28 protein-coding genes are annotated in these 26,860 nt (G+C 41.4%); 25 read left to right on the top strand and 3 right to left on the bottom strand.

The features are described from left to right. The first annotated feature begins 17 nt into the window (after window positions 1–17). The 8 genes from spoIIIAA (at window position 18) to LG307_RS14195 (ending at window position 5,476) form a co-directional block, all read left to right on the top strand. The gene (spoIIIAA, locus tag LG307_RS14230; RefSeq protein WP_404443141.1) at window positions 18–950 is read left to right on the top strand and encodes a stage III sporulation protein AA; all 933 of its coding nucleotides are present in this window, start codon (window positions 18–20) and stop codon (window positions 948–950) included. Further along, complete coding sequence (spoIIIAB, locus tag LG307_RS14225; protein ID WP_404443138.1) at window positions 947–1,462, top strand: stage III sporulation protein SpoIIIAB; 516 nt, start codon at window positions 947–949, stop codon at window positions 1,460–1,462. The genes spoIIIAA and spoIIIAB overlap by 4 nt, the downstream gene beginning before the upstream one ends. Window positions 1,463–1,681: 219 nt before the next feature. Beyond that, on the top strand, window positions 1,682–1,885 hold the full coding sequence (gene spoIIIAC / locus LG307_RS14220; protein WP_010194848.1) for a stage III sporulation protein AC: 204 nt from the start codon (window positions 1,682–1,684) through the stop codon (window positions 1,883–1,885). Window positions 1,886–1,901: 16 nt separating this feature from the next. Beyond that, window positions 1,902–2,291 carry a stage III sporulation protein AD gene (spoIIIAD, locus tag LG307_RS14215; protein ID WP_404450465.1) on the top strand — a complete coding sequence of 130 codons (390 nt, stop codon included), beginning with the start codon at window positions 1,902–1,904 and terminating at the stop codon, window positions 2,289–2,291. Window positions 2,292–2,316: 25 nt separating this feature from the next. Beyond that, window positions 2,317–3,489, top strand: a complete 1,173-nt coding sequence (gene spoIIIAE, locus LG307_RS14210) for a stage III sporulation protein AE (protein ID WP_404443135.1) — start codon at window positions 2,317–2,319, stop codon at window positions 3,487–3,489. 12 nt (window positions 3,490–3,501) lie between these two features. Further along, window positions 3,502–4,125, top strand: coding sequence for a stage III sporulation protein AF (gene spoIIIAF, locus LG307_RS14205; protein ID WP_404443132.1), 624 nt, complete (start codon window positions 3,502–3,504; stop codon window positions 4,123–4,125). A gap of 6 nt (window positions 4,126–4,131) precedes the next feature. Then, the gene (gene spoIIIAG, locus LG307_RS14200; RefSeq protein WP_404443130.1) at window positions 4,132–4,800 is read left to right on the top strand and encodes a stage III sporulation protein AG; all 669 of its coding nucleotides are present in this window, start codon (window positions 4,132–4,134) and stop codon (window positions 4,798–4,800) included. A gap of 4 nt (window positions 4,801–4,804) precedes the next feature. Continuing rightward, entirely contained in the window at window positions 4,805–5,476 is a 672-nt protein-coding gene (locus LG307_RS14195) for a SpoIIIAH-like family protein (RefSeq protein ID WP_404443127.1), read from the top strand. 54 nt (window positions 5,477–5,530) lie between these two features. Here the strand turns inward: LG307_RS14195 and LG307_RS14190 are convergent, their stop codons facing one another. Next, window positions 5,531–6,511, bottom strand: coding sequence for a nuclease-related domain-containing protein (locus LG307_RS14190; RefSeq protein ID WP_404443124.1), 981 nt, complete (start codon window positions 6,509–6,511; stop codon window positions 5,531–5,533). 1,062 nt (window positions 6,512–7,573) lie between these two features. On the opposite strand from LG307_RS14190, the gene accB reads away from it, so the two are divergent. From accB to spo0A, 15 genes are all read left to right on the top strand, one after another. Next, the gene (gene accB / locus LG307_RS14185; RefSeq protein ID WP_404443122.1) at window positions 7,574–8,080 is read left to right on the top strand and encodes an acetyl-CoA carboxylase biotin carboxyl carrier protein; all 507 of its coding nucleotides are present in this window, start codon (window positions 7,574–7,576) and stop codon (window positions 8,078–8,080) included. Between the two features lie 16 nt (window positions 8,081–8,096). Beyond that, entirely contained in the window at window positions 8,097–9,449 is a 1,353-nt protein-coding gene (accC, locus tag LG307_RS14180) for an acetyl-CoA carboxylase biotin carboxylase subunit (RefSeq protein ID WP_404443119.1), read from the top strand. Between the two features lie 21 nt (window positions 9,450–9,470). After that, window positions 9,471–9,875, top strand: a complete 405-nt coding sequence (locus tag LG307_RS14175) for an Asp23/Gls24 family envelope stress response protein (protein WP_404443117.1) — start codon at window positions 9,471–9,473, stop codon at window positions 9,873–9,875. 381 nt (window positions 9,876–10,256) lie between these two features. After that, the gene (gene nusB / locus LG307_RS14170) at window positions 10,257–10,658 is read left to right on the top strand and encodes a transcription antitermination factor NusB (RefSeq protein WP_404443114.1); all 402 of its coding nucleotides are present in this window, start codon (window positions 10,257–10,259) and stop codon (window positions 10,656–10,658) included. A 27-nt stretch (window positions 10,659–10,685) separates the two neighbouring features. Continuing rightward, complete coding sequence (gene folD, locus LG307_RS14165; RefSeq protein WP_404443111.1) at window positions 10,686–11,561, top strand: bifunctional methylenetetrahydrofolate dehydrogenase/methenyltetrahydrofolate cyclohydrolase FolD; 876 nt, start codon at window positions 10,686–10,688, stop codon at window positions 11,559–11,561. 84 nt (window positions 11,562–11,645) lie between these two features. After that, complete coding sequence (xseA, locus tag LG307_RS14160) at window positions 11,646–12,998, top strand: exodeoxyribonuclease VII large subunit (protein ID WP_404443108.1); 1,353 nt, start codon at window positions 11,646–11,648, stop codon at window positions 12,996–12,998. Next, a complete protein-coding gene (locus LG307_RS14155) occupies window positions 12,995–13,231 on the top strand; it encodes an exodeoxyribonuclease VII small subunit (protein WP_404443106.1) in 237 nt (78 codons plus the stop codon). Before xseA ends, LG307_RS14155 begins: the two co-directional genes overlap by 4 nt. 12 nt (window positions 13,232–13,243) lie before the next feature. Beyond that, window positions 13,244–14,128: a polyprenyl synthetase family protein gene (locus LG307_RS14150; RefSeq protein WP_404450464.1), complete on the top strand. Its 885-nt coding sequence runs from the start codon at window positions 13,244–13,246 to the stop codon at window positions 14,126–14,128. 770 nt (window positions 14,129–14,898) lie between these two features. Then, entirely contained in the window at window positions 14,899–15,498 is a 600-nt protein-coding gene (locus LG307_RS14145; RefSeq protein ID WP_404443103.1) for a hypothetical protein, read from the top strand. A 22-nt stretch (window positions 15,499–15,520) separates the two neighbouring features. Continuing rightward, window positions 15,521–17,413: a 1-deoxy-D-xylulose-5-phosphate synthase gene (gene dxs, locus LG307_RS14140; RefSeq protein WP_404443100.1), complete on the top strand. Its 1,893-nt coding sequence runs from the start codon at window positions 15,521–15,523 to the stop codon at window positions 17,411–17,413. Between the two features lie 6 nt (window positions 17,414–17,419). After that, entirely contained in the window at window positions 17,420–18,256 is an 837-nt protein-coding gene (locus LG307_RS14135) for a TlyA family RNA methyltransferase (protein ID WP_404443097.1), read from the top strand. A gap of 101 nt (window positions 18,257–18,357) precedes the next feature. Continuing rightward, on the top strand, window positions 18,358–18,807 hold the full coding sequence (gene ahrC, locus LG307_RS14130) for a transcriptional regulator AhrC/ArgR (RefSeq protein WP_404443095.1): 450 nt from the start codon (window positions 18,358–18,360) through the stop codon (window positions 18,805–18,807). Window positions 18,808–18,829: 22 nt separating this feature from the next. Continuing rightward, complete coding sequence (gene recN, locus LG307_RS14125) at window positions 18,830–20,536, top strand: DNA repair protein RecN (RefSeq protein ID WP_404443092.1); 1,707 nt, start codon at window positions 18,830–18,832, stop codon at window positions 20,534–20,536. 278 nt (window positions 20,537–20,814) lie between these two features. Beyond that, window positions 20,815–22,110, top strand: a complete 1,296-nt coding sequence (gene spoIVB / locus LG307_RS14120) for a SpoIVB peptidase (protein ID WP_404443089.1) — start codon at window positions 20,815–20,817, stop codon at window positions 22,108–22,110. 273 nt (window positions 22,111–22,383) lie between these two features. Next, window positions 22,384–23,172, top strand: coding sequence for a sporulation transcription factor Spo0A (gene spo0A / locus LG307_RS14115; RefSeq protein ID WP_404443086.1), 789 nt, complete (start codon window positions 22,384–22,386; stop codon window positions 23,170–23,172). Window positions 23,173–23,304: 132 nt separating this feature from the next. Here spo0A and LG307_RS14110 read toward each other — a convergent pair whose 3' ends face one another. Next, entirely contained in the window at window positions 23,305–23,460 is a 156-nt protein-coding gene (locus LG307_RS14110; RefSeq protein WP_404443083.1) for a YycC family protein, read from the bottom strand. Between the two features lie 92 nt (window positions 23,461–23,552). Between LG307_RS14110 and LG307_RS14105 the strand changes: the two genes are divergently transcribed. Continuing rightward, window positions 23,553–24,278 (top strand): glycerophosphodiester phosphodiesterase, encoded by a 726-nt coding sequence (locus LG307_RS14105; RefSeq protein ID WP_404443080.1) that lies wholly within the window; start codon window positions 23,553–23,555, stop codon window positions 24,276–24,278. 27 nt (window positions 24,279–24,305) lie between these two features. Here the strand turns inward: LG307_RS14105 and LG307_RS14100 are convergent, their stop codons facing one another. Then, window positions 24,306–24,548: a DUF2627 domain-containing protein gene (locus LG307_RS14100; protein ID WP_404443077.1), complete on the bottom strand. Its 243-nt coding sequence runs from the start codon at window positions 24,546–24,548 to the stop codon at window positions 24,306–24,308. 187 nt (window positions 24,549–24,735) lie between these two features. Between LG307_RS14100 and LG307_RS14095 the strand changes: the two genes are divergently transcribed. After that, the gene (locus tag LG307_RS14095; RefSeq protein ID WP_404443075.1) at window positions 24,736–26,787 is read left to right on the top strand and encodes a sigma 54-interacting transcriptional regulator; all 2,052 of its coding nucleotides are present in this window, start codon (window positions 24,736–24,738) and stop codon (window positions 26,785–26,787) included. Window positions 26,788–26,860: the final 73 nt, after the last annotated feature.

The raw sequence follows: 26,860 nt of genomic DNA, 5'->3' as shown, positions 1-26,860 counted from the left end.
ACAAGAAGGGGATATGTATGCTTGCAAGTGTTACTACCGTATTACCACCCGAAATTACCGGTGTGATTGATACACTATCACCACCGTTACTGGAGAGGATGGAAGAAATCCGAGTTCGGGTAAATCGGCCTTTGGAATTGATTGTAGACGGAACTCCATATTTTCCGGCATATATGGTGACAGCAACTGATGCCATGCACATTTTAAATAAAATTAGCAAGCATTCCATCTATGCACTGGAAGAAGAGCTTAAACGAGGTTATATCACGATATCAGGCGGACATCGTGTGGGACTGGCTGGAAAAGTGATTACAGAGCAGGGGAAAGTGAAGGCAATTAGAGACGTATCTTCCTTTAATATCCGTATTGCCAAACAAAAAATTGGAGTTGCCACACCGTTAATTCCATATCTATACGAAAATAGCAGATGGCTCAGCACAATGGTGATAGGACCTCCGCAAACCGGCAAAACGACGTTGCTTAGGGATCTGGCTAGAATTATGAGTACAGGGAGTGAGGAAAAGCGAGTGGCATCATGCAAGGTGGGAATCGTGGATGAACGTTCTGAAATTGCGGGCTGTGTCCACGGAATTCCTCAGCATGATTTGGGACAAAGGGTAGATGTGCTTGACAGCTGTCCAAAAGCAGAAGGCATGATGATGATGATCCGCTCCATGAGTCCAGATGTCATCGTGGTAGATGAGATTGGCAGAATGGAAGACAGTGAGGCAGTCATGGAAGCGGTTAATGCAGGAGTGGGGCTTCTCATGTCGGTACATGCTTTTTCATTTGATGAGCTGAAAAGCAGACCGAGTCTTCGGGAAATCTTATCGTACCGGGCAGTAAAACGATTTGTGGAACTGTCCAGGTCAAACGGCCCCGGTTCCATCAAGCGAATAGTGAATGAACATGGCGAGGAGATCTACCGGGAAGAGGGTGTGAGGAAATGATTAAACTAATTGGTGCAGTCTTAATCCTAGTGGCAACTTCCTGGGCAGGGTTTGAAGCAGCCAGGCACCTGACAGAAAGACCCAGGCAGTTAAGACAGCTAAAGGTAGCATTGCAGTCGCTGGAAGCTGAAATTATGTATGGCCACACACCTCTTGCGGATGCGACAAAAAACATCGCCAAACAACTGGAAAAGCCGCTTTCCTGGTTCTTTGAAAGCTTCTCCAATAAATTGGACAAAGCAAGTCTTACCGTAAAAGAAGCCTGGCAAGAAAGTTTGGATGACGTATGGAAAAACACTGCATATAAAACCGCTGAACTCGAAATCATGAAACAATTCGGCGAAACACTCGGGCAACATGATCGCTACACCCAACAAAAGCACATCCAACTGGCCCTGACACACCTTGAACGCGAAGAACTGGATGCCCGCGACAAACAAAACCGCTACGAACGAATGGTCAAAAGCCTCGGAGTCCTATCAGGATTACTGCTGGTAATTTTACTGATTTAACCGGACAAAAAGTAGAAGGCAGCTGTTAATAATTGAAGTCTTCTAGCTGTGGATTGGAGCAAATGACGAAGACTCCAGCGGGGGAGTAGCGACAATGTTGAGACCCCGCAAGCGTTGTGAGGAGGCTCAAGGTCGCCCCGCGGAAAGCGAAGTCATTTGCGGAAAGGAACAGCGGCGTGAACGTAACAAAGCAAACCGCAAAAAATAGGAGGAGCGTCCATGGGCATTGAAGTAGACGTAATATTTAAAATCGCCGGCATCGGTATCGTCGTAGCTTTCCTGCACACCGTGCTGAAACAACTCGGCAAAGAAGAATACGCACACTGGGTAACCCTACTCGGATTCATCTACATTCTTTTTATGGTAGCAAGCATCGTCGACGATCTATTCAAAAGAATCAAATCAGTATTCCTGTTCCAATGATAAGGGGTGTTGACCTATCGAAATTCTCCAAATAGTAGGTCTTGGCTTAATCGCCACGTTTCTTGCGTTAGTAGTAAAAGAGCAAAAACCGACATTTGCCTTCATGTTAGTCGTATTTGTCGGTTGTGCCATCTTCATATTTTTAGTAGAGCAAGTATTTGATGTCATCCGCATGCTAGAACGGATTGCCATTAATGCCAATGTAAATTTGATTTACGTCGAGACCATTCTCAAAATCGTTGGAATCGCCTATATCGCAGAGTTCGGTGCACAAATTACAAAGGACGCCGGCCAGGGTGCCATCGCATCTAAAATTGAATTAGCCGGAAAAATATTAATTTTGGCGATGGCGATTCCCATTTTGACTGTCATCATCGAAACCATTATTAATCTCATTCCTTCTTAAAATACCTACAGAGGGGAGCATATCAATGAAACTCTTTTTTGCAATCATTGCAGCCCTGTTGATCCTACTTTTCCTTCCATTTGAAGTAGTACAAGCCTCGCCCTCTACGCCGTCAGAATTGGTATCAGAACAGATTGAAGGGATTGATGTAGAAGAAATTAAGGTGTACTGGGAAGAAGTCATGGACGAGTATGGTGGATTTTTGCCAGAAAGCCAAAAAGGATCTTTTATGGAATTTGTAAAAGGGGACAAGTCCTTTTCCATGGAAGAATGGTCAAAGGGCTTTCTGAAATACTTATTCCATGAACTGCTTGCAAACGGAAAATTATTAGGAAGCCTTATTTTACTAACGATCTTCAGCATGTTCCTACAAACGCTACAAAATGCTTTTGAGCAAAAAACGGTCAGTAAAGTGGCCTATAGTGTCGTGTTCATGGTCCTGATCATCATTGCGCTCAACAGTTTCCACATTGTTATCTCTTACACACTAGAAGCAATTACCGCTATGACAGGGTTCATCATTGCCTTAGTTCCACTGCTTATCGCTCTTATTGCGTCATCAGGCGGTTTGGTATCGGCAGCTTTCTTTCATCCTATCATTTTATTTTTAATGAATACGAGTGGCCTGCTGATCCAATATGTCGTGCTTCCGCTCTTGTTTCTTTCAGCAATCTTAAGCATTGTCAGCACACTAAGTGAGCATTACAAAGTAACCCAGCTTGCACAATTATTGCGAAATGTAAGCATCGGAATTCTAGGTATCTACTTAACCGTATTCCTTGGGGTTATTTCCGTACAAGGTGCAACGGCAGCGGTGACAGACGGGATCGCTATTCGAACAGCCAAATTTGTGACCGGGAACTTTATTCCTGTGATTGGCAGAATGTTTACAGACGCGACAGATACCGTTATCACAGCTTCTGTATTACTGAAAAATACAGTCGGGATCCTCGGTGTTGCCACGCTAATTTTACTGGCTGCATTCCCGGCAGTAAAAATTCTTTCTATAGCAATTATCTATAAACTTGCTGCGGCGTTGCTTCAACCTCTAGGTGGTGGGACCGTCATTAAATGTCTCGATATTATCAGCAAAAGTATTATCTATATTTTTGCTGCGCTGGCCATTGTATCCTTTATGTTCTTTTTAAGCATTACGGTCATCATTGCAGCTGGAAATATAACCGTCATGGTCAGGTAAGGGGGGAATACGATGAGTTACTTAACGGAATGGATAACCAGTATTATTCTATTTATCCTTTTAGCAACCGTGGTAGAAATGTTGCTTCCGAATTCTTCCATGCAGAAATATACGAAACTAGTGATTGGTCTTCTTCTGATCATCGTCATTCTTACCCCCATCCTAAAGCTGTTATCAACAGATATGGATGAACTTTTTGCTAAGATGACCACGCATTCTTCTTACACATCAAAAGAAAACACAGAAAATTTAATAGAAATGAAGAAAAAAGAAATACAAGCCTCCCATGCTGCATACATTTTAAATAAAGCGGCTGTCCTAATGAAAGAAGATGTGGAGGAGGAGTTGAAGGGAAGCTATGGTTTAACCGTGAAAGACTTACAAATTGTCGTGAAAAATGAGGACCAGCTTACAGAAATGCCCATAGAGGAAAATATAGAGTCCGTTGTGATTCTACTCGAACAAGCAGAAGAAGAGACAGCCATTCAAGTTGTAACACCTGTTCAAATTGACACCTCCAGACAAAAGGAACCAGCTCCTTCCTCAAAAGAAGAAGGAAAAATAGCAAATTTCCTAGCAGATCGTTGGCAACTACAACCAACCAATATTTCAGTAGCAGTCGAAGGGGGGGATTAGTACAAGGTGGAAAAGAAAAACCAGGCATTCATTCCATGGCTAAAATCTCTGCTTAACAATCAGTCAAAAGATAAAAAAGCAAAATACCAATACATGACGGTCATACTCGTCATTGGTGTAGGGACCATTTTATTCGGAAATCTGTTCTTTGGAGAGGATACTGCAAACTCTCCAGACGGCGGCATTTTGCCAGCCATGAAACAGCAAGAAACAGAAGATGAACCAGTGTTTGGACACAATGACGATGCCAACGCACCTTCTACTATCTCTGATTACGAGGCAAGCTTTGAGAATCAGTTGAAAGATGCACTGGAAGCAATCACCGGAGTTAATGACGTCTCTGTCGTCGTAAATATCGATGCCTCCGAAAAGAAAGTCTTTCAGACAAACACAACCACCTCACAGCAAACAACCGTCGAAACTGACCAGCAAGGTGGGAAACGCGATGTCACTGATACCTCAGAAGAAGAACAAGTCCTCGTCATCAGGAAGAATGAACAAGAAATTCCGGTGGTAACCGAAACCAAAAAACCGGTCATACGCGGAGTTCTGATTGTAGCTAAGGGCGCTGAAAATATACATGTTAAACAAATGATATTGGAAGCTGTCACCAGAGTGCTAGACGTACCACAGCACAAAGTGGCCGTACTTCCGAAAAAAACCGAGGGGGAATAAATCCATGTTATTAAAAAAACAAACTGTCTGGTTACTAACCATGCTAAGTCTAGTATTTGTCTTATCTGCTTACTACTTTATCGGTGATCAACAAGCCGGCGAACAACTGGCAAACGATGCCACAGAACAACCGGCAGCCACGGAAACCGCTGAAAATCACGGCGGTGAAGAAGGCGAAGCAGCTGGAACTGATGGTGAAGAAGGAACAGAAGAAACTGATGGAACAGAAGGTGCAGAAGGCGTTGAAGGGGAAGAAGCTACAGAGGAAGATGGCAGTGCTGTAGTCAAATACATCTCTTCAGACGAGACATTAGCAGAAATGCGCTATGAACTGGAAAACCTTCGCAGCGTTCACCGTGCAGAATTAAAAGAAATGATGGCAAGTACAGACCTTCCGGCAGAAGAAATCTCCAAAGCGGTCGACCAATACAACGAACTTGCTCAAATCTCTGAAAAAGAACTGATCCTAGAATCCACCATCCGTTCCCACAAGGACGTAGATGATGCACTTGTTCGCGTAACTGACGGAAAAATCAAAATTACAGTCAAAACGGCAGCACACTCACCTCAAATGGCAAACGATATCTATCACATGGTACGCCAAGAATTCAAAGACGTACGTAACGAAGACATCGCATTCGACTTCCCACCAGCAACAGAAGAAGGCGGCGAATAATATAAGTTAGGCAAAGTGCCGAAGCCCTGGGATAGTGGGGGTTTCGGTTTTTTGTTATAGATAGTAGACTCTTTGACTTGTGTTACCAGCATATGAAAGACCAGATGAAAGCAATAAACGTCTAGCAGTACGTTCATTTATTATTCCTGTTATCATTTGAAACTCGGAAACAGTGATAGTAGGGCCAACTAATAACTTATAATCTGTTAAAAGTTTCCGATGTGCATCTCTACAAGTGTTGTTGCATTTTTGACAAAGCCAAGTACCAAATACTTTCTCACAACCAATATTAAGACATTTCGGGCACTCCACACCCTTGAGTATACAATTCGAAGTTACCCCATAATCTTTCTCCAGATCTATAAAGGTGATAGGCTCGTTCTTTTTGATAATAAGCGAGCTTAGTTTACGCAAACCTTTTGCATCCCAAATTAATTTAGTGTGTTTTTGTGTGAATTCTTTAACTTTTGATTCAACGCCTGAATTGCGTACTACCATGTTTTTTACGAGATTGGGGTGAGAAATACATCTAATTTCTGCCCGTGAGTTCGCAATAACTACTAAACTTTCACTAGGGCCAGGTGGGATTTTCAACTCTTTTAGCCAGGTTTTGAATTTACTGAGTTGGGTCTGCACTTGGATAATAGGATCGGAGTAGGTGATAGCTTTCTCGACTTCATTTTCGGTGATTTTTTGAATGAGTTGTTGAAAGGCTGGGTCAAACTCGAGGGTTCCCTTCATATACTTCGCATCTAATATGAGGAGAAAAGTAGGAAAGATTAAAAGTGTGTCAATTTGAAAGTGATGCATTTTAAATGGTAGCCTTATATCTTGTAAAACATAAAACTCTCCCGCTGTGTCGGGTAACAATTCCAAGTAGTAGTTGAGTGACTCTTCTCCTTTAAAACCAGCTATGTTTTTCCCAAGATCTGATTGTATTCTCGGCAACATGTGGTGTGAGGCAGGCAGGCGCCGACTTAAAGCTTCTAATACTTTGATTTTCAAAGACATTTCACGCTCTTTCAATATGATCATAGGCATACAACTCCTTTTATTTATGTAATAAGTTTTGACAAAGTGGAAGGTTACTCCTGCAAGATATGACAATTTTTTTAAAATCTTTTTATTTTGGGAGAAGGGGTTTAGTTGAAAGCTTTTAGCAAATTAGTCTTTTGAACTTTTGATGAAAAATCGTGTGGAATTCGCGGAAAAACTTATGAAATGAGGGTGTTTTTGGGGTGATTAAATTGGTTCGGACAAATTATTCGTAACTTCGGACATTATAGTCCTGATTTGGAGAAGTGTTCGGACAAATAGAGGTAGTCGTTCGGACAAGAATTCGCGGTGTTCGGTCATTTGGAAAATTGGTTCGGTCAACTTTCGGGAAACTTTGGTCAACTATGTAGAAACTTCGGTCAACTTTCTAAAATCTTCGGTCAATTTCCGGAAAACTTCGGACATTTAGCGAAAATCAGACGTTGGTGACAGTGTGCTGCTTAACTTTTGTGGGAATTAACGTAAAATTTGTGAAGAACAAAAGAAATAAGGGTGTTTTAATCGCGTTTAAAATGGTTCGGCCACACTCTTCGTGACTTCGGACATTTTTATACTGATTTATACATGGGTTCGGACAATTAGACGTAGTAGTTCGGACAAGAATTTCAGATGTTCGGCCACTTAAAAAATTGGTTCGGACAACTTTCCTGAAACTTCGGTCAACTACGCAAAATCTTCGGTCAACTTTCCGAAAACTTCAGTCAAAATCCGCAAATCTTCGGACAACCTCCACATCTCCCACTCTAAATGAGTGCTGCATCTCCCTAACCCCCTATCCACCACACCCAAAATCCCCTATAATAATAACTAAAGCGTTTTCATTCACTTATACAAAGCAACACTCACCAGAAATTCACCGCAACACCCGAACTTAGCACTAGGTAATAATATCTATTACTATTTTTAGTTGAATTTCAGGAGCTTGTATCGTATGATGAATATGAACTACTTTGTTAAAATGTACATAGCAACAGCCAGGCAACAACAAATCAACAGCTAGGCAGCAACTAATCATCAAAAGGACCGAGGAGTGAACCAAATATGTTAAAGATCCAAGAAATCAGAGAAATTATTAAGTTGATTGACCAATCCAATATAGATGAATTCACGTATGAAAATGAAGGTTCCAAAATTAAAATGAAGAAGCATGCGGCGCAAACTGTCGTGAGCACCCAACAAGTAGCTGCACCAGCACCACAAGCGGCACCACAACAGGCTCAAGCACCACAAGCACCTGTTCAGCAAGCTCAAACGCCAGCTGCAGAAACTAAACAAGAAACAGCGGCACCTAAACAGGAAGACGCAAACTTACATAAAATCACATCCCCGATGGTTGGAACATTTTATGCTTCTCCATCACCTGATCAAGCGGCATATGTGCAAGAAGGGGACAAAGTGGGCGAAAGCTCTGTCGTTTGTATCGTAGAAGCGATGAAGCTGTTTAATGAAATAGAAGCAGAAGTCAAAGGCGAAATTGTCGAGGTTCTGGTTGATAATGGCCAATTAGTAGAATATGGTCAACCTTTATTCCTTGTAAAAACAGTATAAGGAGGGGGCGACACTCATGATAAAAAAATTATTGATTGCCAATAGAGGAGAAATAGCGGTACGAATCATTCGTGCATGTAAAGAAATGGATATCGAGACAGTAGCGGTGTATTCGGAAGCGGATAAAGAATCCCTTCATGTGCAGTTGGCAGATGAAGCGTATTGTGTGGGACCGAAAACTTCCAAAGACAGCTATCTTAATTTTACCAACATCATCAGCGTGGCAAAACTTACGGCGTCGGATGCCATCCACCCTGGATACGGATTCCTAGCGGAGAACGCAGATTTTGCCGAGCTTTGCCGAGAATGTAACATTACATTTGTAGGGCCAAGTCCTGAAGCGATTAGCAAGATGGGTACGAAAGATGTTGCGCGTGAAACGATGCGTAAAGCTGGTGTTCCCATTGTTCCCGGTTCTCAAGGGATCATTGAAAATATTAACGATGGCATTACAATTGCTAATGATATTGGTTATCCTGTTATCATTAAAGCTACGGCAGGCGGTGGAGGAAAAGGTATCCGTGTTGCCAGAAATGAAGAAGAACTAAAAAAAGGCATTTCCATTACACAGCAGGAAGCAGCAACTGCCTTCGGTAATCCAGGCGTGTATTTAGAAAAATTCATTGAAGATTTCCGCCACGTCGAAATTCAAGTAATGGCAGATGGTCACGGGAATACCATCCACCTGGGTGAGCGTGATTGTTCCATCCAACGCCGTCTGCAAAAGCTTGTAGAAGAAACTCCGTCACCTGTACTAGACGAAGAAATTCGTGCTCAAATGGGTGATGCGGCAGTAAAAGCTGCTGAAGCAGTGGACTATATGGGTGCAGGTACGATAGAATTTATTTATGACTATCAGAATAGAAAATTCTACTTCATGGAAATGAACACCCGTATCCAAGTAGAGCATCCTGTAACCGAAATGGTAACAGGGGTGGATCTAATAAAAGAAATGATTCGGGTCGCATCTGGGGAAACATTATCTCTGAAGCAAGAAGATGTCGTTTTCAACGGATGGTCGATTGAGTGCCGTATCAATGCTGAAAATCCTGAAAAGAACTTTATGCCTTCTCCTGGGAAGATTGGGATGTACCTTCCGCCAGGTGGTCTTGGAGTTCGGGTGGATTCCGCTGTTTACCCCGGTTATAGCATACCGCCATATTACGATTCCATGGTGGCAAAGCTAATCACTTATGGAGCAACACGTGAAGAAGCTGTCTCACGAATGAAACGTGCGTTAAGCGAATTTATTATTGAAGGCGTTCATACTACGATTCCTTTCCATCTGAAACTAATGGATCACGAAAAGTTCAAAGATGGGGACTTTAATACGAAATTTCTTGAGAAATATGATGTCATGAATTCTTAACTATTTTTAGGAGGGTTAATTATGAGCGAAAGAAACTTATTGGAAATGGAAAACAACAATTCACTTGGCAAAGTCGAAATTGCTCCAGAAGTCATTGAAGTTATTGCTGGTATTGCTGCTTCCGAAGTGGAAGGCGTTATGGCGATGCGCGGTAACTTTGCTGCCGGTGTGGTAGAGAGACTCGGGAAAAAGAACCACGGAAAAGGCGTAAAAGTCGATCTTTCTGAAGAAGGCATTAAAGTGGATGTATTCTGTGTGATGCAGTTTGGTATTTCCATCCCGACAGTTGCCCAAAAAGTACAAGATAATATCCGTCAAGCATTGTTGAATATGACTGCTTTGGAAATCACAGAAGTTAATATTCACGTAGTCGGAGTACAGTTTGAAGCACAAAAAAATGATGTAGAAGTAGAACAAGAAATTTAATATGACTCCACCTTGTAGGCACTCTCATTAGAAGGGTGTCTACAATTTTTTTTGCTAAAGAAAGGTACGGTCCCAAGTTTCCCTTGTGTTCCCCCACATAATTAGGTACAATTTTAGTCGCTACTTTTAACTAGACTTTATTGAAAAGTATAGTGGGGTATTATCTCGGTAAAGATGAAACTGACATAGTTAAATAGAAGAATTACACCTTTCAAGCTCCCCCAGAGCATAGAATGAAAACGGTTAATTCCGAACATTTAATGAATATGTGATAATTTTGTATGTAAATAAGGTAAAAAACGAATGAAAAACATGTGTTTTTTGATAAAAATGTGCTATTATCTTTTTATACTAGTATAGGCACGATAAGGAGATCGAACAATGAAACGTAGTGAATCAAGAGAAAAGGCGCTTCAAGCCATTTTTCAAATGGATATAAGTGACATAGCGCCGGACGAAGCAATCGCAAACGTATTAGAAGAAGGAGAAAAACCAGATGAATTCTTAACCAGTATCGTGCTTGGTACGAAAGAGCATCAGGAAGAAATCGATTCCACGTTGAAAGCCCACTTGGAAAAATGGTCACTTGCTCGTCTTGGTACAGTGGACCGTACCATTCTTCGCATGACTGTATTTGAAATGATGTTTGTTGAAGAAATCCCGGTAAATGTCAGCATGAATGAAGCAATCGAGCTTGCCAAAACATTTGGTGATGACAAATCAAGCGGATTCATCAACGCCGTCCTTTCTAAAGTAAAAACTACCATTGAAAATAATGCATAAGTAGTAGCATAAAAGGGGGAGCTATTCATGTCAGCAGTAATAGTATCAGGTAAAGATCTTGCAATGGAAAAGAGAGCTTTTATTAAGGAAAAGGTTTCTGAGCTACATACAGAAAAGAATATCCAACCAAGCTTGGCTGTAATTTTAGTAGGACAAGACCCAGCATCTCAATCCTATGTTAGAGCGAAACAGAAGGCTTGTGAGGAAGCAGGAATTCGAAGTATTTTGGAAAAGTATCCTAGTTCTATTACACAAAATGAACTGTTGGAGAGGATAACCTACTTTAACGACGATGCTTCTGTTCATGGCATTTTGGTGCAGTTACCTTTGCCTGATCATATTGATGAACTGGCTATTATTGAACATATATCCCCTAATAAAGATGTGGATGGGTTTCATCCTGTTAATATCGGTAGAATGATGATCGATCAAAAATCATTCCTTCCTTGTACGCCTTATGGAATTGTGGAAATGATTAAATCCCTTGATGTTTCTATTTCCGGTAAGCATGTTGTCGTGATCGGAAGAAGTAATATTGTGGGCAAGCCGGTCGGTCAATTACTGCTGAAAGAAGATGCTACCGTTACGTATTGTCATTCTCGCACCAAGGATTTGGCTTCCATTACTAAACAGGCTGATATTTTGATTGCGGCTGTTGGACGTGCCAAACTAATCGGTCCTGAATATGTAAAGGATGGGGCAATAGTAATTGATGTTGGAGTCAACAGGCTTGATACAGGCAAACTGTGTGGAGATGTGGATTTTGAAGCGGTGAAAGAAAAAGCAAGCTTTATCACACCTGTACCTGGAGGGGTAGGTCCGATGACGATTACGATGCTTTTACACAATACGTTACAATCAGCCCAAAACGAGGCAAGTGAAAACAAGACGTTTTCCAGTTAATATGGTATCTTAGAAGATGGATGGGACTTAAGGTTCTTCCGTCTTTTTTTCGTATTACCATGCTTCAAAAAGGAGTTAACTTATATGAGTGAACGCAGGTACTTAACGGTTACTGCTCTAACGAAATACATAAAAAGAAAATTTGATGTGGACCCTCATTTGCAAGATGTGTGGCTAAAAGGGGAAATATCCAATTTCAAACAACATAGCAGAGGGCATATGTACTTTACGCTTAAAGACCAAAACGCACGCCTTCAGGTTGTCATGTTTGCAGGTCAAAACCGCAACCTTGCCTTCAAACCACAAGAAGGGATGAAGGTGCTTGTTCGTGGAGAAATAACGGTTTATGAAGCAAATGGCTCCTATCAGATGTACATAAAAGAAATGCAACCAGATGGTGTCGGCAGCCTGTTTTTAGCGTATGAAGAGTTGAAAAAGAAACTTTCCCAGGAAGGTTTGTTTGCCTCTGAATACAAAAAAACGTTGCCAAAATACCCCCGTGCTGTAGGGGTCATCACCTCGCCAACGGGAGCGGCTGTCAGGGATATCATCACCACCTTGAAAAGGAGATATCCATTGACGAAAATAATCGTTATTCCTGCTCTAGTGCAAGGGGTAAATGCAGCACCATCCATTGTAAAGGCAATTCAAACCGCAAACATTCAGCCTGAACTCGATGTTCTTATTGTGGGGCGTGGTGGAGGGTCGATTGAGGAACTTTGGGCCTTTAACGAAGAAATCGTAGCAAGAGAGATTTTTGCATCTAAGTTGCCGATCATTTCTGCAGTAGGTCATGAAACAGACTTTACGATTGCGGACTTTGTAGCGGATATGCGTGCACCGACCCCAACTGCAGCGGCAGAATTGGCTGTTCCGCATATAAACGAATTGATGGAGCGCCTTTCAGACCGGAAATTTAGGTTGCATAGGGCTTCGAACAAATTGATGCAGCATTACAAGGACAGGCTGACAGCACTGCAAAAATCATATGCGTTCCGATTCCCTAAAAATCTTTATGCGCAAAAGCAACAGGACCTTGATCGGACCATGGATGACTTAGAAACGGCCATGAAAAGAATGGTGGAACGTAAGCATGTAAACTGGGAGCAGTTATCTGGAAGGCTTGCTAGAAACCACCCGAAAAAGCAATGGGAAGCAGAAAAGCTTACACTAGAACAGCGGACGAAGTTGCTAACCAAGCAGATGCAACAAACGTTACAAAAGAAACAATGGGAATTTCAACATAAAATATCTAAAATGGATGCGTTAAGCCCCCTTAAGATTATGAACAGAGGATACAGCCTTGCTTACCAGGAAGACGGCACCATTATAAAAAATGTCAGCCAGGCGGAAAAAGGAGATACCATACAGGTTCACCTTCAAGATGGTCGGTTGGAATGTGAAATTCAAGAAGTAAAGGAGCGAAAACATAAATGACTGAAAAAAAGGAAGTTACATTTGAAGAAGCAATGAAAGAGTTGGAGACTATTGTGGAAAAGCTGGAAGAAGGAGATGTTCCATTGGAAGAAGCGATCTCTTTTTATAAAGAAGGAATGAAATTGTCCAAGCTTTGCCACGACAAGCTTTCACATGTAGAGGAAGAAATGGAACATATTTTAAAAGAAAACGGCGAGTTGGAGTCATTCCAAGTACAGGAGGATGAAGCTTAATTGTCACAGGTGATGGATTTACAAACTTTTATGAAAGATAGAAAGAAATTGGTGGAGGATGCCCTCTATTCTTATATGAATTCTGTTGAAGCACCGGAAGTTTTAATTGAATCCATGAACTATTCCCTAAAAGCAGGAGGGAAAAGACTCAGACCACTGTTAGTACTTGCGACATTGAAGTCTTTTGGTAAACAAGAAGAACTCGGAATGCCAGTTGCTTGTGCGGTGGAGATGATCCACACATACTCTTTAGTGCACGATGATCTTCCGAGTATGGACGACGATGATTTCAGACGGGGAAAACCAACGAACCACAAGGTTTTCGGCGAGGCAATGGCCATTTTGGCTGGGGATGCCCTGTTGACGCACAGCTTTGAAGTGATGGAAGATTTGTTGAACCATGGCGTTGATTCCATAAAAGTTGTCACCCTCATGAAGGAATTAGCAAAAGCTTCAGGGCCAAGAGGGATGGTTGGAGGACAGGTTGCGGATATGGAGGGAGAAGGAGCACAACTTTCGCTTCAAGACCTTGAATATATACATAGAAATAAAACTGGGAAACTTCTCGGCTACAGTATAGTGGCAGGCGCCATACTAGGCGATGCTACAGAGGAACAGATAGCCAAGTTAGAACTTTTCGCAGACCACTTGGGCCTTGCATTCCAAATCAGGGATGACATACTCGATATCGAAGGGGATGCGACTAAAATCGGCAAGCCGGTAGGTTCTGATACATTAAATGAAAAAGTAACCTATCCGTCCCTTTTAACAATGAATGGCGCAAAAGAAAAACTGGAATATCATATAAAAGAAGCAAAACATATACTAGGTGAGATTCCGTTGGAGTCGGATCTTTTGGTGCAACTTTGCGACTTAATTGCCAAAAGGGACCATTAATCGACAAAAAGAGCGGCTAAAATTGAGCATTTCCTCTTTTTGTGGTATAGTATATGGTACAAATGAGTGGTGCAGTATTCTAGTCAGTCCACCTTTTCTGAAGGCGGGCCTAAAAATCCGCTAAAGGGCACATCGATGAAGTTCCTTGTGTCGGCTTGAGGCGCCCAGCCTTGGGTTGATGCTGGGAGTTAAGGCAGTAGGGCGATCCACAATGGCATGTGGGCGAAGACCCTACTTCCGTGGAGGCCCATTCTTATCCTTGTTTATCCCCTAGGGGAGCAAGTGGTGGAATGGTGATAAACCTGTAATATGTCTAACTGGGTTGGACATAAACAGCGTAGCCTGCCTTGAGTGGAGTCGGAGGGGATTATGGTATGGGATCTATTCGCTAGGCCAGTGAATCTATCTATGTATTCCATATGAAATCCGTTCTGCAAAAGAGGCTAAGACAAGGTTTAAGGGCTGTAGAGGAAAACTCCTAGACTGTTCTGAAATTAAGACATGTATTGGGGATTATAGTGCGGACTAAGTGGTAATCCAGTCTAGTCGCTGGCGACACGGCTAAGGCAGGTTTAAAGGGAAACCGCCAGTATGGCGACATCTGGTACTTGCTTGGGAAAACCTACTGGACCTAAGCCGCAGTTTTTACTCAATGCATGACCACTTTTACATAATAAACGATTGAAGTTTGGTGGATTAATAATTATTGTCTATAATAAAATGTAGGATAACTACAAAAGCTTACTTATATAGAGTTGGGATTTTATACTATGGTTAATAAATGGAAAGATGCAATAAATTGGAGTTTAGCTATCGCCGTTATCACACTCGTGTTAGCGGCTATTTTTTCAATCGTTTCCACCTACCTGCTTTCAGGAGTAACATGGGCAGTGGGAATGGTCATTGTCTTTATCATCGTCTTCATCGGGATCTTTTTCGACATGCTTGGTATTGCCTCTACGGCAGCAGATGAAATTCCGTTTCATGCCATGGCGGCAGAAAGGGTAAACGGTTCCAAGCAGGCGATTCAGATTGTCAGGAATGCGGATAGGTTTGCAAGTTTTTGTAATGACGTTATCGGCGATATTTCTGGGATTATCAGCGGGACCGCATCAGCAATCGTTGTCATTTCCTTCACCATATCAGTGGGGCAAACAGAGGACTCCTTGTTTCACTATATTGTAGCAGTCGTATTCACGAGTGTTGTCGCGGCGGTTACTGTTGGAGGAAAGGCATTTGGAAAGTCCATGGCAATTCGATACTCGACACCAATCCTGTTCCAAGTGGGAAGGCTGTTTTATATACTGGAAGACAAGTTTAACATCGTTGTGTTGAAAGAAAATAAAAAGCGTAAAAATAAGCGAAATTAGCAAGGAAAGAGAGTGATCCCTTTTGGATCTTACAAAGATTGAAAATCCGCAATTTTTAAAGAAGATGTCTATAGAGGAATTGGAGAGCCTTAGTGAAGATATCAGACGTTTTCTGATTGAACAGCTCTCCACATCAGGCGGCCATATAGGGCCTAATCTTGGAGTGGTTGAACTTACTGTTGCCCTTCACAAAGTATTTGACAGCCCTAGAGACAAGTTTTTATGGGACGTTGGGCACCAAGCATACGTTCATAAAATCCTTACTGGAAGAGCCTGTGATTTTGGTACTTTGCGTAAATACAAAGGTCTCTGTGGGTTTCCGAAAAGAAATGAGAGCGAGCATGACGTTTGGGAGACCGGACATTCTTCCACCTCTCTTTCCGGAGCGATGGGAATGGCTGCTGCGAGAGACATTAAAGGTACCGACGAATATGTTATTCCGATTATCGGCGATGGCGCTCTGACTGGCGGAATGGCACTGGAAGCCTTGAATCATATCGGGCACGAAAAGAAAGACATGATTGTCATTTTGAATGATAATGAAATGTCCATTGCACCAAATGTCGGAGCCTTGCACAGCGCGCTTGGAAGAATGCGTACGGCCGGTAAATACAATTGGGTAAAAGACGAACTGGAAGTGCTTCTTAAGAAAATACCTGCAGTTGGCGGGAAACTGGCGTCAACGGCTGAGCGCATCAAAGACAGTTTGAAATACCTCGTTGTCAGCGGGATGTTTTTCGAAGAACTAGGTTTTACGTACTTAGGACCTATTGATGGACATAATTATAACGATTTAATTGAAAATCTTAAATATGCTAAGAAGACAGAAGGGCCTGTCTTGATTCATGTGGTTACGAAAAAAGGAAAAGGCTATGAGCCTGCTGAACTGGACACAATTGGTACATGGCACGGAACCGGTCCATATAAAATTGACACAGGTGATTTCCTTAAGCCTGTTGGCGGACCGCCTGCGTGGAGTAGTGTGGTGAGTGAAACGGTCCGAAGGCTTGCGCGTGAAGACGAGCGAATCGTTGCTTTAACACCTGCCATGCCTGTTGGGTCCAAGCTCGAGACTTTTGCAAAAGAATTCCCAAACCGTATGTTTGATGTGGGAATCGCAGAACAGCATGCTGTCACGATGGCTGCAGGTCTTGCAACACAAGGAATGAAACCATTTTTAGCAATCTATTCTACCTTCTTGCAACGTGGATACGATCAAGTCGTCCATGATGTATGCCGACAAAACTTAAATGTATTCTTTGGAATTGACCGTTCCGGTTTGGTTGGGGAAGATGGCGAAACGCATCAAGGTGTTTTTGACATCGCCTTTTTAAGACATTTACCAAATATGGTGCTTATGATGCCAAAAGATGAAAACGAAGGCCAGCATATGGTGTATACAGCTAATAAATATGATGATGGCCCTATTGCGCTTCGCTATCCGCGCGGCAACGGTTTAGGCGTCAAAATGGATGAGGAATTAAAAGAGCTTCCAATTGGTTCATGGGAGGTTCTGAAAGAGGGAACTGACGCGGTCATCTTGACATTCGGAACGACAATTGGAATGGCACTTGAAGCTACTGATTATCTTAAAAAAGAAAACCTGTCGGTGAAAGTGGTGAATGCAAGATTCATTAAACCGATGGATGAGGCGTTATTGCATGACCTCTTCAAGTCAGGCATTCCTTTTGTAACGATTGAAGAAGCTGTTCTTCAAGGCGGATTCGGTAGTGCGGTTGTTGAGTTTGCAAGCGATCATGGCTATACGAACCGTGTTGTAAGAATGGGAATTCCTGATCGCTTTATTGAACATGGAAGCGTGAAGGAGCTGCTACAGGAAATAGATTTAACAACAGAAAAAGTCGTAGAAAACGTTAAATTGATTGCAGCTAGAAGAAAACAAAAAAGGGCTTAAGGATATATGGCGAAAAAAGAAAGAGTAGATGTACTTTTAGTGGAGCGTGGGCTTGTGGAAACACGGGAAAAAGCGAAGCGCTCTATTATGGCAGGACTTGTATATTCAAATGAACAACGCCTGGACAAGCCAGGAGAAAAAGTAGCAATGGATGCACCTTTGACGGTAAAAGGCAATGTCTTGCCATATGTAAGTCGAGGCGGATTAAAGCTAGAAAAAGCGTTAAAAGTCTTTGACTTGGATGTGAAAGACAAGATACTTCTAGATATAGGTGCTTCTACGGGCGGATTCACCGATTGTGCTTTGCAAAATGGTGCAAAGCTAAGCTACGCCCTTGATGTGGGGTACAATCAACTTGCGTGGAAACTTCGTCAAGATGAGCGAGTTGTCGTGATGGAACGAACAAATTTCAGGTACGTTACTCCGGTGGATCTGAACGAAGGTATGCCAGATTTTGCAAGCATCGATGTATCATTTATTTCACTGAAATTAATCTTACCGGTCTTAAAAACTCTGCTTGTTTCAGGAAGCAACGTGGTAGCTCTTGTTAAGCCTCAGTTTGAGGCAGGAAGAGACCAGGTCGGGAAAAAAGGTATTGTCCGCGAACCGAAGACACACGAAGCGGTGATGGAGAAAATCATTGATTTCAGCTTGAAGGAAGGATATGACGTGATGAATGCCTCTTACTCTCCAATTAAAGGGGGAGAGGGGAACATTGAATTCCTCCTTCATCTGCAGTGGAACGGGCATTCAGAAGAAAATGCCGCAAACCATCTCGGCACTTCTGTATCGGATCTTGTTGCAGATGCTCACCAACAATTGAAGGTTGAAAAAGGGGAATAACTATTACGATGGTTGTTCCTTTTTTCTTTTACATATTGAAAGGTTTCCATTAACATAAAGCTAGGTAAAAAAGGTATATAGATCATTTAAGGGGTGCCAACATGACAAAGGGCCAAAGACACATAAAAATCAGAGAATTGATTACAAATAGCGAAATTGAAACACAGGACGAGCTTGTCGATCGTTTAAAAAGTTTGGGGTTCAATGTAACCCAAGCTACTGTTTCAAGAGACATCAAAGAACTTCACCTCGTAAAAGTTCCGCTTCTAGACGGCAGATATAAATATAGCCTTCCGGCAGATCAACGGTTCAATCCTTTGCAAAAACTAAAACGCTCTTTAATGGATGCATTCGTTAAAATAGACATCGCCGGCCACATGATTGTCATGAAAACAATGCCAGGTAATGCCAATGCTATTGGTGTATTGATTGATAACCTGGATTGGTCGGAAATCCTCGGAACAATCTGCGGAGATGATACATGTTTAATCATTTGCCGCACGCCGGAGGATGCAAAAGAACTTTCCGATCGTATTATAAATATGTTATAAAATCACGCGAGGATGTGATGGTATGATTGCAGAGTTGACCATAAAGAATTTTGCTATTATTGAATCCCTTTCAGTTTCTTTTGACAAGGGGCTAACCGTTTTAACAGGGGAAACCGGAGCAGGTAAATCCATAATCATCGATGCCATTCACTTATTGGCAGGTGGAAGAGGCTCCCACGAATTTGTCCGTTTTGGTGAAAAAAGAGCAGAGTTGGAGGGGCTATTCCTTCTTGAGGATACCAATCATCCTGCTTATAAAGTTTGTCAGGAACTTGGTATAGAAATTGAAGATGAAATGGTCGTCTTAAGACGAGAAATCCATGCAACCGGCAAAAGTGTCTGCCGTGTTAACGGCAAGCTTGTGACCATTGCCCTGTTAAGGGAAGTCGGGCAAACATTGGTGGATATTCATGGGCAGCATGAACATCAAGAACTAATGGACCCAGATTTGCACCTATCTCTTTTAGATCAGTTTGGCGGAGTGGCTGTGCAAAAGGAACTTAAAGAATATAGAAATATTTATACATCTTTTAAGGACGTCGAAAAAAGGTTGCTAGAACTCACAGAAAATGAACAAAAGGTTGCGCATCGCCTTGATTTATTGCAGTTCCAGGCAGAAGAAATCAGCAACGCGCAATTAACCGTGAATGAAGAGGATGAGCTGCTCGAGGAACGAAATAAAATCAGCAACTACGAACGTCTATATCAATCGCTTAACAACTGTTACTATGCGATGCATGGTGAACAAAAGGGGCTTGATTGGGTCGGACAAGCCATGTCTGAATCCGAGGGTCTGGAGGAAATCGATAAAAAACTTAAAGATGTTCACGAAATTATCTCTAATTCTTATTATCAATTGGAAGAGCTCTCTTACCGCATTAGAGATGAAATAGATCAGCTTGAATTTGATCCAAACCGTCTTGATTTTATTGAAGGAAGGTTAAATGAGATTAAACAGCTAAAACGGAAATACGGCTCTACGGTTGCTGAAGTTTTGGAATATGCTTCTAAGATAGAAGAGGAACTAGAGACGCTCCAAAACCGTGATTCGCACATACATCAACTTCAGGAGTCATTAGAGTCGCTCAAACAAGATCTTGCACTTGAAGCAAAATCTCTAACTGATGCACGTAGAAAAGCTTCCGAGAAATTGATGAAAAGCATCCATAAAGAGCTAAAAGATCTGTATTTGGAAAAAGCGATCTTTGATGTGAACATGGATGTGAAAAAAGAAAAGGCATCCGGTGAGGTCGTGTTTGGTAAAAATGGTGTGGATGTTGTGGAGTTCTACCTTACTACAAACCCGGGAGAACCGTTAAAGCCAATGGCAAAAGTCGCCTCTGGCGGAGAGCTTTCAAGGATTATGCTTGCTTTGAAGAGTATTTTCTCCAGACATCAAGGAATCACTTCCATTATTTTTGATGAGGTTGATACAGGAGTCAGCGGCAGGGTGGCACAGGCTATCGCCGAGAAGATATATCAGGTCTCGGTTGATTCGCAAGTACTTTGTATCTCCCACTTACCTCAAGTCGCGGCTATGTCAGACACCCATCTTTTCATCAGCAAGGAAGTATCCGGTGAGCGCACAAAAACGAAGGTGCGTGGGTTGGATCAGGACGAAAAGGTCCGTGAAATTGGCCGGATGATTTCTGGTGTCGAGATTACTTCTTTGACGAAGGAGCATGCCCGTGAGTTATTGGAGATAGCGGGGAGTATTAAGCAGGGCTAAAGAATAAGAGTATGGACCGTTCACATTTGTAGTTGTGGACGGTTTTTTAATTTTTTTTGTTAAGAATCTGCAATTTTTATGTGTTTCAACATTTCTCTTGCATAAAATCCCTCATCCTTATTTACTCAAAATTTATCCCCATTCTCCTAAAATTACATAACTATCCATAATGGGTAGCATTTAAATTAATATCGTTGTTATAAATGTAGCCGGACAAGGCAAAATTATATAATGTAGCCATGAATGGTGTGGGATAGGACCGAGGAGAGTGAAAATGTTTGAGAGAAGATATAATTAGAAAAATTGTTGGTGTATTTCTCCTTGTTTCAGTCATGGTATTATGTGTAAGTCAACCATTTAATGAGTATGTCCAAATCCCGAATAAAATAACGATGTTTGAAGGTCAAGGATTACATTTCCAGTCATCTGTTCCGGTGACTGCCAAAGTTGATGAAGATTCTTCCTCCTCTCTCGGGATTGAGGCAACCAATAAAACGTTAGCATTTCAAGGTAAGCAGGCCGGAGAAGGGCAAGTTGTATTACAACTCGCAGGTATCCCGGTTAAGCAAGTCAATGTAAATGTCATACCTGAATATAAAGTGTATCCGGGTGGTCAATCAATCGGAGTGAAACTAAATACTTTAGGTGTATTAGTAGTAGGTCATCACCAAGTAGACACAGAAGAAGGCAAGAGATCACCAGGAGAGATTGCAGGCATTCAGGTTGGTGATATTATTACCAAGATTAATGGGAAAACCATTGAACAGATGAGTGACGTTGCTCCATTCGTACAAGAGTCCGGTGTAACCGGAAACCCCCTTGATGTTGTCATCACACGAGATAAAGAAACCATTGAGACGAAATTAATTCCTTTAAAAGACAAGCAAGAAAGCTCCTTCAGAATTGGATTATATATAAGGGATTCTGCTGCAGGTATTGGAACCATGACATTTTATGATCCGATTACCATGAAATATGGAGCGTTAGGGCACGTAATATCCGATATGGATACAAAGAAGCCAATTATTGTCCAAGACGGACAAATTGTTCGATCCACGGTTACTTCCATTGACAAGGGCAGTAATGGGGTTCCGGGAGAAAAGCTTGCAAGATTTTCAAGCGACCGTTCAGCCATAGGTGATATTTCAAGAAATAGTCCGTTCGGGATATTTGGTACCTTGCATAAAGATATCGAAAACGGCATTATGGATAAAGCCTTGCCAATCGCATTATCATCAGAAGTGAAGGAAGGACCAGCGAAAATTTTGACAGTGGTCGATGGTGATAAGGTGGAAGAATTTGATGTAGAAGTACTCAGCAGCATTCCGCAAAAATTCCCTGCCACCAAAGGCATGGTCATAAAGATTACGGACCCTGAACTATTGGAGAAAACAGGGGGAATTGTTCAAGGAATGAGTGGGAGTCCTATTATTCAAAACGGTAAAGTAATCGGAGCCGTAACACATGTTTTCGTAAACGATCCAACAAGCGGTTATGGCGTTCATATTGAATGGATGCTAAATGAAGCGGGAATTGATATTTATCAGAATGACAAAGAGAAGAAAGTGGGCTAATTCAGCTCGCTTTTTTTCTTTTGTTTTGATTCCGTTTGCGTTATGATGGAATGAACAAAGATTATTCGACAAATCATCCAATAAATGTAATAGATTGCGGTTTTCGTCGAATTTAAGAGTATTCTGGAGAAAAATAAAGATTTTATATAATTTTTACGGTTTTTTAAATTTTTTAAAGGAAAAGAGGTTGCATTGTCGAATTTAACATTTAGAATAAAATTAAAGGCTTCATGCTTTGTAGAAAGTATAGGGACTGAGGAGGAAACTAGTTATATGAAAATTAAAGTATGTGTCGTTGACGACAATCGGGAATTGGTCGGTCTATTGGAAGAGTATATTTCAGCGCAAGAGGACATGGAAGTTGTAGGGGTAGCTCACAATGGTCAAGAATGTCTTCAGTTGCTTCAAGATAAAAATCCGGACGTATTAGTGCTAGACATTATCATGCCTCATCTCGACGGTTTGGGAGTTCTGGAAAAAATGCGAGGGTTAAATCTCGAGAAATCTCCTAATGTTATCATGTTAACGGCTTTTGGCCAGGAAGATGTAACGAAAAAAGCGGTAGACTTAGGGGCTTCCTATTTTATTTTGAAACCATTTGATATGGAGAATCTTGTAGGCAACATCCGTCAAGTAAGCGGAAAGAGCTCCCCTATCCTTAAGAGATCCAGTTCTTCTGTTCGTTCCTCCAGCCCGGAATCCAAAGGTAGAAATCTTGATGCGAACATTACAAGCATCATTCATGAAATTGGAGTACCTGCTCACATAAAAGGTTACCTATACTTACGCGAAGCGATTTCGATGGTATATAATGATATCGAGCTGTTAGGGTCCATCACAAAGGTTCTGTATCCTGATATCGCTAAGAAATATAATACCACTGCGAGCCGTGTAGAACGTGCTATTCGCCATGCAATTGAAGTTGCCTGGTCGCGTGGAAATATCGACAGCATCTCTTCTCTATTCGGTTATACAGTGTCTATGACAAAAGCAAAGCCTACAAATAGTGAGTTCATTGCGATGGTAGCCGATAAATTAAGATTAGAGCACAGAGCTTCTTGAGAGGGTAAGAAATAAGAAATATTAGCATACGAAAACCCAACATGCAAAATTGTATGTTGGGTTTGTTTATGTTACATATTAATGAAAGCTTTACAATGAGCAGGATTTATTTTTGTATAATAAAAGTGATGATTACTCTTCATTATTATTTCTGGATTCATTACGTTCAATTTCTACAAGCTTTTGAATAAGGATGTGCTGTGGTAAATGCATAACTTGTTCCATGGGGACATCTAAAGCCTTAGCAAGCTTTTGGGCTGTTTCAGCGGAAATTTGTAATGGGCGCATATGGTTCACCTCGCTTCATTTAAAAATTTTACTAAATAATACGTACGTTTACAATTAATTCTGACATGTTTCAAGAAGAAAGGTGTGAAAAAATGACGAAAATATTCGGCCATAGGGGATCCGCTGGAACTCATCCGGAAAATACGATGATCAGCTTTGAACAGGCATATAAAGATGGGGCAGATGGCATTGAATTAGATGTCCAATTAAGTAAAGACGGCAATCCTGTTGTCATACATGATGAAAAAGTAAACAGAACAACAGATGGAAAAGGATTTGTGCAAGACTTAACCTTACGTGAATTAAAACAATTAAATGCCGTACATAAATTTAAGAAACAATATAAACATGCAGAAATCCCCACTTTAGAAGAGGTGTTAGAGTGGGCATCAAGGAAGCAGACGATTGTCAATATTGAATTAAAAAACAGCGTCCTTCCTTACGCGGGTATGGAGGAAAAAGTGCTCGCATTGGTAGACAAATACAAAATGGATCATTTAATTATTTTTTCAAGCTTTAATCATTACAGCATTGCTCGATTGAATACATTAGCACCAAACATAGAAAAGGCTATCTTATATATGGAAGGTATTTATAAGCCGTGGGATTATACTAAATGGGTTGGAGGCAGTGGGATTCATCCGCATATCAAAGCTGCAACAACGAGCATCATTCAGCGCTCCCAACATGCGGGGGTTCCTGTCAGGCCTTTTACAGTTAACGATGAGAAAGTGATGAAAAGATTGTTTGATGAGGGGTGTGCAGGGTTCTTCACGGATTATCCTAAAAAAGCTGTACAGTTAAAATATCAAAATTAAAACCGGCTGCATCGACAGCCGGTTTTTTTATTCTTGTTTTTTCTGAAATCTCTTTTGTACATTGTTTCGCTTGCGGTCGCGATGAAATATAAATCCGGCGACAAACCATAATCCAATTAAGAAAAATAAGAATCCAATAATGAACTGTAAGGTTAATGAAGGGATTAATGGGTGTGCAATATTAAATACCATATCACGCATTAGTTTTATTCCATATACGGCAAGAATTCCTGGGATCAATAAAATTATTAAAGCCATTATACGTTGCATATCAGTTGGTGCCCTCACTTTCAAAACTTTCCGTTTCCATTATAGCAGAAATTATCTTGCATAGAAGAGAAAAGTGATTTAAGATAAAAGTGTGCAAGAAATTTCATACCTTTTAAAGAAGACTGTGAATTTTCTTTCAATTTACTAGATATGCGAAATATATGTTTCAGGTGTAGAGGGGTTTTATATGCAGACGATATTAGTGGTTGGTGCTGGTAAAGGTGGCTCTGCGATTTTAAAAATGTTAACGCATTCAGGAATGTTTGATTTGCTTGCTGTAGTCGACATTAACCAGGCGGCACCTGGCTTGGAGCTTGCCAAAGACATGGGGATAACAGTCGGACAAGATTGGAAGGATTTCCTGTCTGAGAAGATTGACATCATCATTGAAGCGACTGGTTCAGACGAAGTATTTCGTGAAATTCGTGAGGCTAAGAATCCGAAAACGGTTCTTGTGCCGGGAACGGTAGCTCACATTACAGCGACGTTGGTGGAAGAAAAAGAAGAACTGATTGCTAAAATGAAATACGAATCCCATAAACGTGATCTCATTTTCAATCTTTTGCATGATGGATTGATGGTGGTCGATCAATACGGGAAGGTCATTATCTATAACAAGAGTGCTGAAAAAATAGTAGGAATTAAAAAAGCGCATATGCTTGGTCAACATATCTTGGAAAATGTTCCGACAAGCAGATTGCAAGATGTGATACATACGCAAAAGGTAGAAAAGAACAAAGAAATGCTGCTTGAAAATGGAAAAAAGATCATTACCACAAGATCTCCCCTTATTGATGAGGATGGGATGGTAATTGGAGCTTTTGCTGTTTTTAAAGATATTACAGAAGTTATGAACCTTGCAGAGGAAGTAACGAATCTTAAAGGGATACAGACCATGCTTGAAGCAATCATCCAATCCTCCGATGAAGCCATTTCTGTAGTAGATGAATTCGGTAGGGGTTTGATGATAAACCCTGCATACTCCAGGCTCACCGGGCTTGAGGAACAACAAATCATCGGGAAGCCAGCGACAGCAGACATTTATGAAGGTGACAGTATGCATATGAAGGTACTTGAAACCAGAAGAGCTGTCCGTGGGGTGAACTTAAAGGTTGGTCCATCGAAAAAAGAGGTTATTGTAAATGTTGCGCCCATCATAGTGGACGGCAAGTTAAAGGGAAGTGTGGGTGTCATCCATGACGTCTCTGAGATTCAGACGCTTACCACTGAGTTGGACCGTGCAAGGCAGATTATAAGAACGCTTGAAGCGAAATATTCTTTTGAAGATATCATCGGATCCTCAGAGGAAATGAGCCTTGCCATAGAACAAGCAAAGTTGGGGGCTAAAACGCCAGCCACTGTTTTATTGCGAGGGGAGTCAGGCACAGGTAAGGAACTTTTTGCCCATGCTATTCATAACGCAAGCAATCGAAAATACAACAAGTTCATTAGAGTGAATTGCGCGGCGCTTTCTGAATCTTTACTCGAAAGTGAGCTGTTCGGCTATGAAGAAGGTGCTTTTTCTGGTGCTAAACGAGGTGGGAAAAAGGGGCTTTTTGAAGAAGCGAACAACGGTAGTATTTTCCTCGATGAAATTGGAGAATTGTCTGCTAATACACAAGCTAAACTATTAAGGGTTCTACAAGAAAATGAAATCATGCGTGTTGGTGGTACGAAAGCGATATCCATTAACGTCAGGATCATAGCTGCCACGAATGTTAACCTTGAAAAGGGAATAGCGGACGGGTCCTTCCGTGAAGATCTTTATTATCGATTAAATAGGATGCCTATCCACATCCCTCCGCTTCGGAAGAGAAAAGAAGATATAGAGGCGTTGAGTGAACATCTTATCAGAAAGATTAATCAGGATTACGGCAGGAATGTGGAGGGATTGACTCCCCGTGCAATCAATCACCTTGCCGCATACGATTGGCCGGGAAATGTAAGGGAACTTGAAAATGTTCTCGGACGAGCCATTATTTTCATGAAATTTAACGAAGTGTTTATCGACACGGAACATATTCCAGATCTTGCTACCAATGGAGACAAGGTGGTGCAGGATTCTACTGAAGCTGTTAGCAGTGATTACACTTTAGCGGAAATGTTAGAAGGATATGAAGCGAAAATAATTCAGAAGACATTGAAGAAGAATAAAGGAAACAAAACCAAGACAGCAAAAGAGCTCGGAGTTTCCATCAGGAACCTTTATTATAAAATGGAAAAATTTATGATTGAATAATGTTGCGTGCAAGAATTTGCATGGTGTGAATATTTTTGCGTATTTTTATCCGATAAAATAAAGCGTTTTCATT

This window comes from Sutcliffiella horikoshii, from assembly GCF_044809035.1.
Classification (GTDB): Bacteria; Bacillota; Bacilli; order Bacillales; family Bacillaceae_I; genus Sutcliffiella_A; species Sutcliffiella_A horikoshii_G.
This window is presented reverse-complemented; position numbering and strand designations above follow the sequence as displayed.

Excerpts from the sequence above, each read along its gene's own strand:
- spoIIIAA (WP_404443141.1), top strand. The coding sequence starts at position 18 with ATGCTTGCAAGTGTTACTACCGTATTACCACCCGAAATTACCGGTGTG.
- spoIIIAB (WP_404443138.1), top strand. The coding sequence starts at position 947 with ATGATTAAACTAATTGGTGCAGTCTTAATCCTAGTGGCAACTTCCTGG.
- spoIIIAC (WP_010194848.1), top strand. The coding sequence starts at position 1,682 with ATGGGCATTGAAGTAGACGTAATATTTAAAATCGCCGGCATCGGTATC.
- spoIIIAE (WP_404443135.1), top strand. The coding sequence starts at position 2,317 with ATGAAACTCTTTTTTGCAATCATTGCAGCCCTGTTGATCCTACTTTTC.
- spoIIIAF (WP_404443132.1), top strand. The coding sequence starts at position 3,502 with ATGAGTTACTTAACGGAATGGATAACCAGTATTATTCTATTTATCCTT.
- LG307_RS14195 (WP_404443127.1), top strand. The coding sequence starts at position 4,805 with ATGTTATTAAAAAAACAAACTGTCTGGTTACTAACCATGCTAAGTCTA.
- LG307_RS14190 (WP_404443124.1), bottom strand. The coding sequence starts at position 6,511 with ATGATCATATTGAAAGAGCGTGAAATGTCTTTGAAAATCAAAGTATTA.
- accB (WP_404443122.1), top strand. The coding sequence starts at position 7,574 with ATGTTAAAGATCCAAGAAATCAGAGAAATTATTAAGTTGATTGACCAA.
- accC (WP_404443119.1), top strand. The coding sequence starts at position 8,097 with ATGATAAAAAAATTATTGATTGCCAATAGAGGAGAAATAGCGGTACGA.
- LG307_RS14175 (WP_404443117.1), top strand. The coding sequence starts at position 9,471 with ATGAGCGAAAGAAACTTATTGGAAATGGAAAACAACAATTCACTTGGC.
- nusB (WP_404443114.1), top strand. The coding sequence starts at position 10,257 with ATGAAACGTAGTGAATCAAGAGAAAAGGCGCTTCAAGCCATTTTTCAA.
- folD (WP_404443111.1), top strand. The coding sequence starts at position 10,686 with ATGTCAGCAGTAATAGTATCAGGTAAAGATCTTGCAATGGAAAAGAGA.
- xseA (WP_404443108.1), top strand. The coding sequence starts at position 11,646 with ATGAGTGAACGCAGGTACTTAACGGTTACTGCTCTAACGAAATACATA.
- LG307_RS14155 (WP_404443106.1), top strand. The coding sequence starts at position 12,995 with ATGACTGAAAAAAAGGAAGTTACATTTGAAGAAGCAATGAAAGAGTTG.
- LG307_RS14150 (WP_404450464.1), top strand. The coding sequence starts at position 13,244 with ATGGATTTACAAACTTTTATGAAAGATAGAAAGAAATTGGTGGAGGAT.
- LG307_RS14145 (WP_404443103.1), top strand. The coding sequence starts at position 14,899 with ATGGTTAATAAATGGAAAGATGCAATAAATTGGAGTTTAGCTATCGCC.
- LG307_RS14135 (WP_404443097.1), top strand. The coding sequence starts at position 17,420 with ATGGCGAAAAAAGAAAGAGTAGATGTACTTTTAGTGGAGCGTGGGCTT.
- ahrC (WP_404443095.1), top strand. The coding sequence starts at position 18,358 with ATGACAAAGGGCCAAAGACACATAAAAATCAGAGAATTGATTACAAAT.
- recN (WP_404443092.1), top strand. The coding sequence starts at position 18,830 with ATGATTGCAGAGTTGACCATAAAGAATTTTGCTATTATTGAATCCCTT.
- spo0A (WP_404443086.1), top strand. The coding sequence starts at position 22,384 with ATGAAAATTAAAGTATGTGTCGTTGACGACAATCGGGAATTGGTCGGT.
- LG307_RS14110 (WP_404443083.1), bottom strand. The coding sequence starts at position 23,460 with ATGCGCCCATTACAAATTTCCGCTGAAACAGCCCAAAAGCTTGCTAAG.
- LG307_RS14105 (WP_404443080.1), top strand. The coding sequence starts at position 23,553 with ATGACGAAAATATTCGGCCATAGGGGATCCGCTGGAACTCATCCGGAA.
- LG307_RS14100 (WP_404443077.1), bottom strand. The coding sequence starts at position 24,548 with ATGCAACGTATAATGGCTTTAATAATTTTATTGATCCCAGGAATTCTT.
- LG307_RS14095 (WP_404443075.1), top strand. The coding sequence starts at position 24,736 with ATGCAGACGATATTAGTGGTTGGTGCTGGTAAAGGTGGCTCTGCGATT.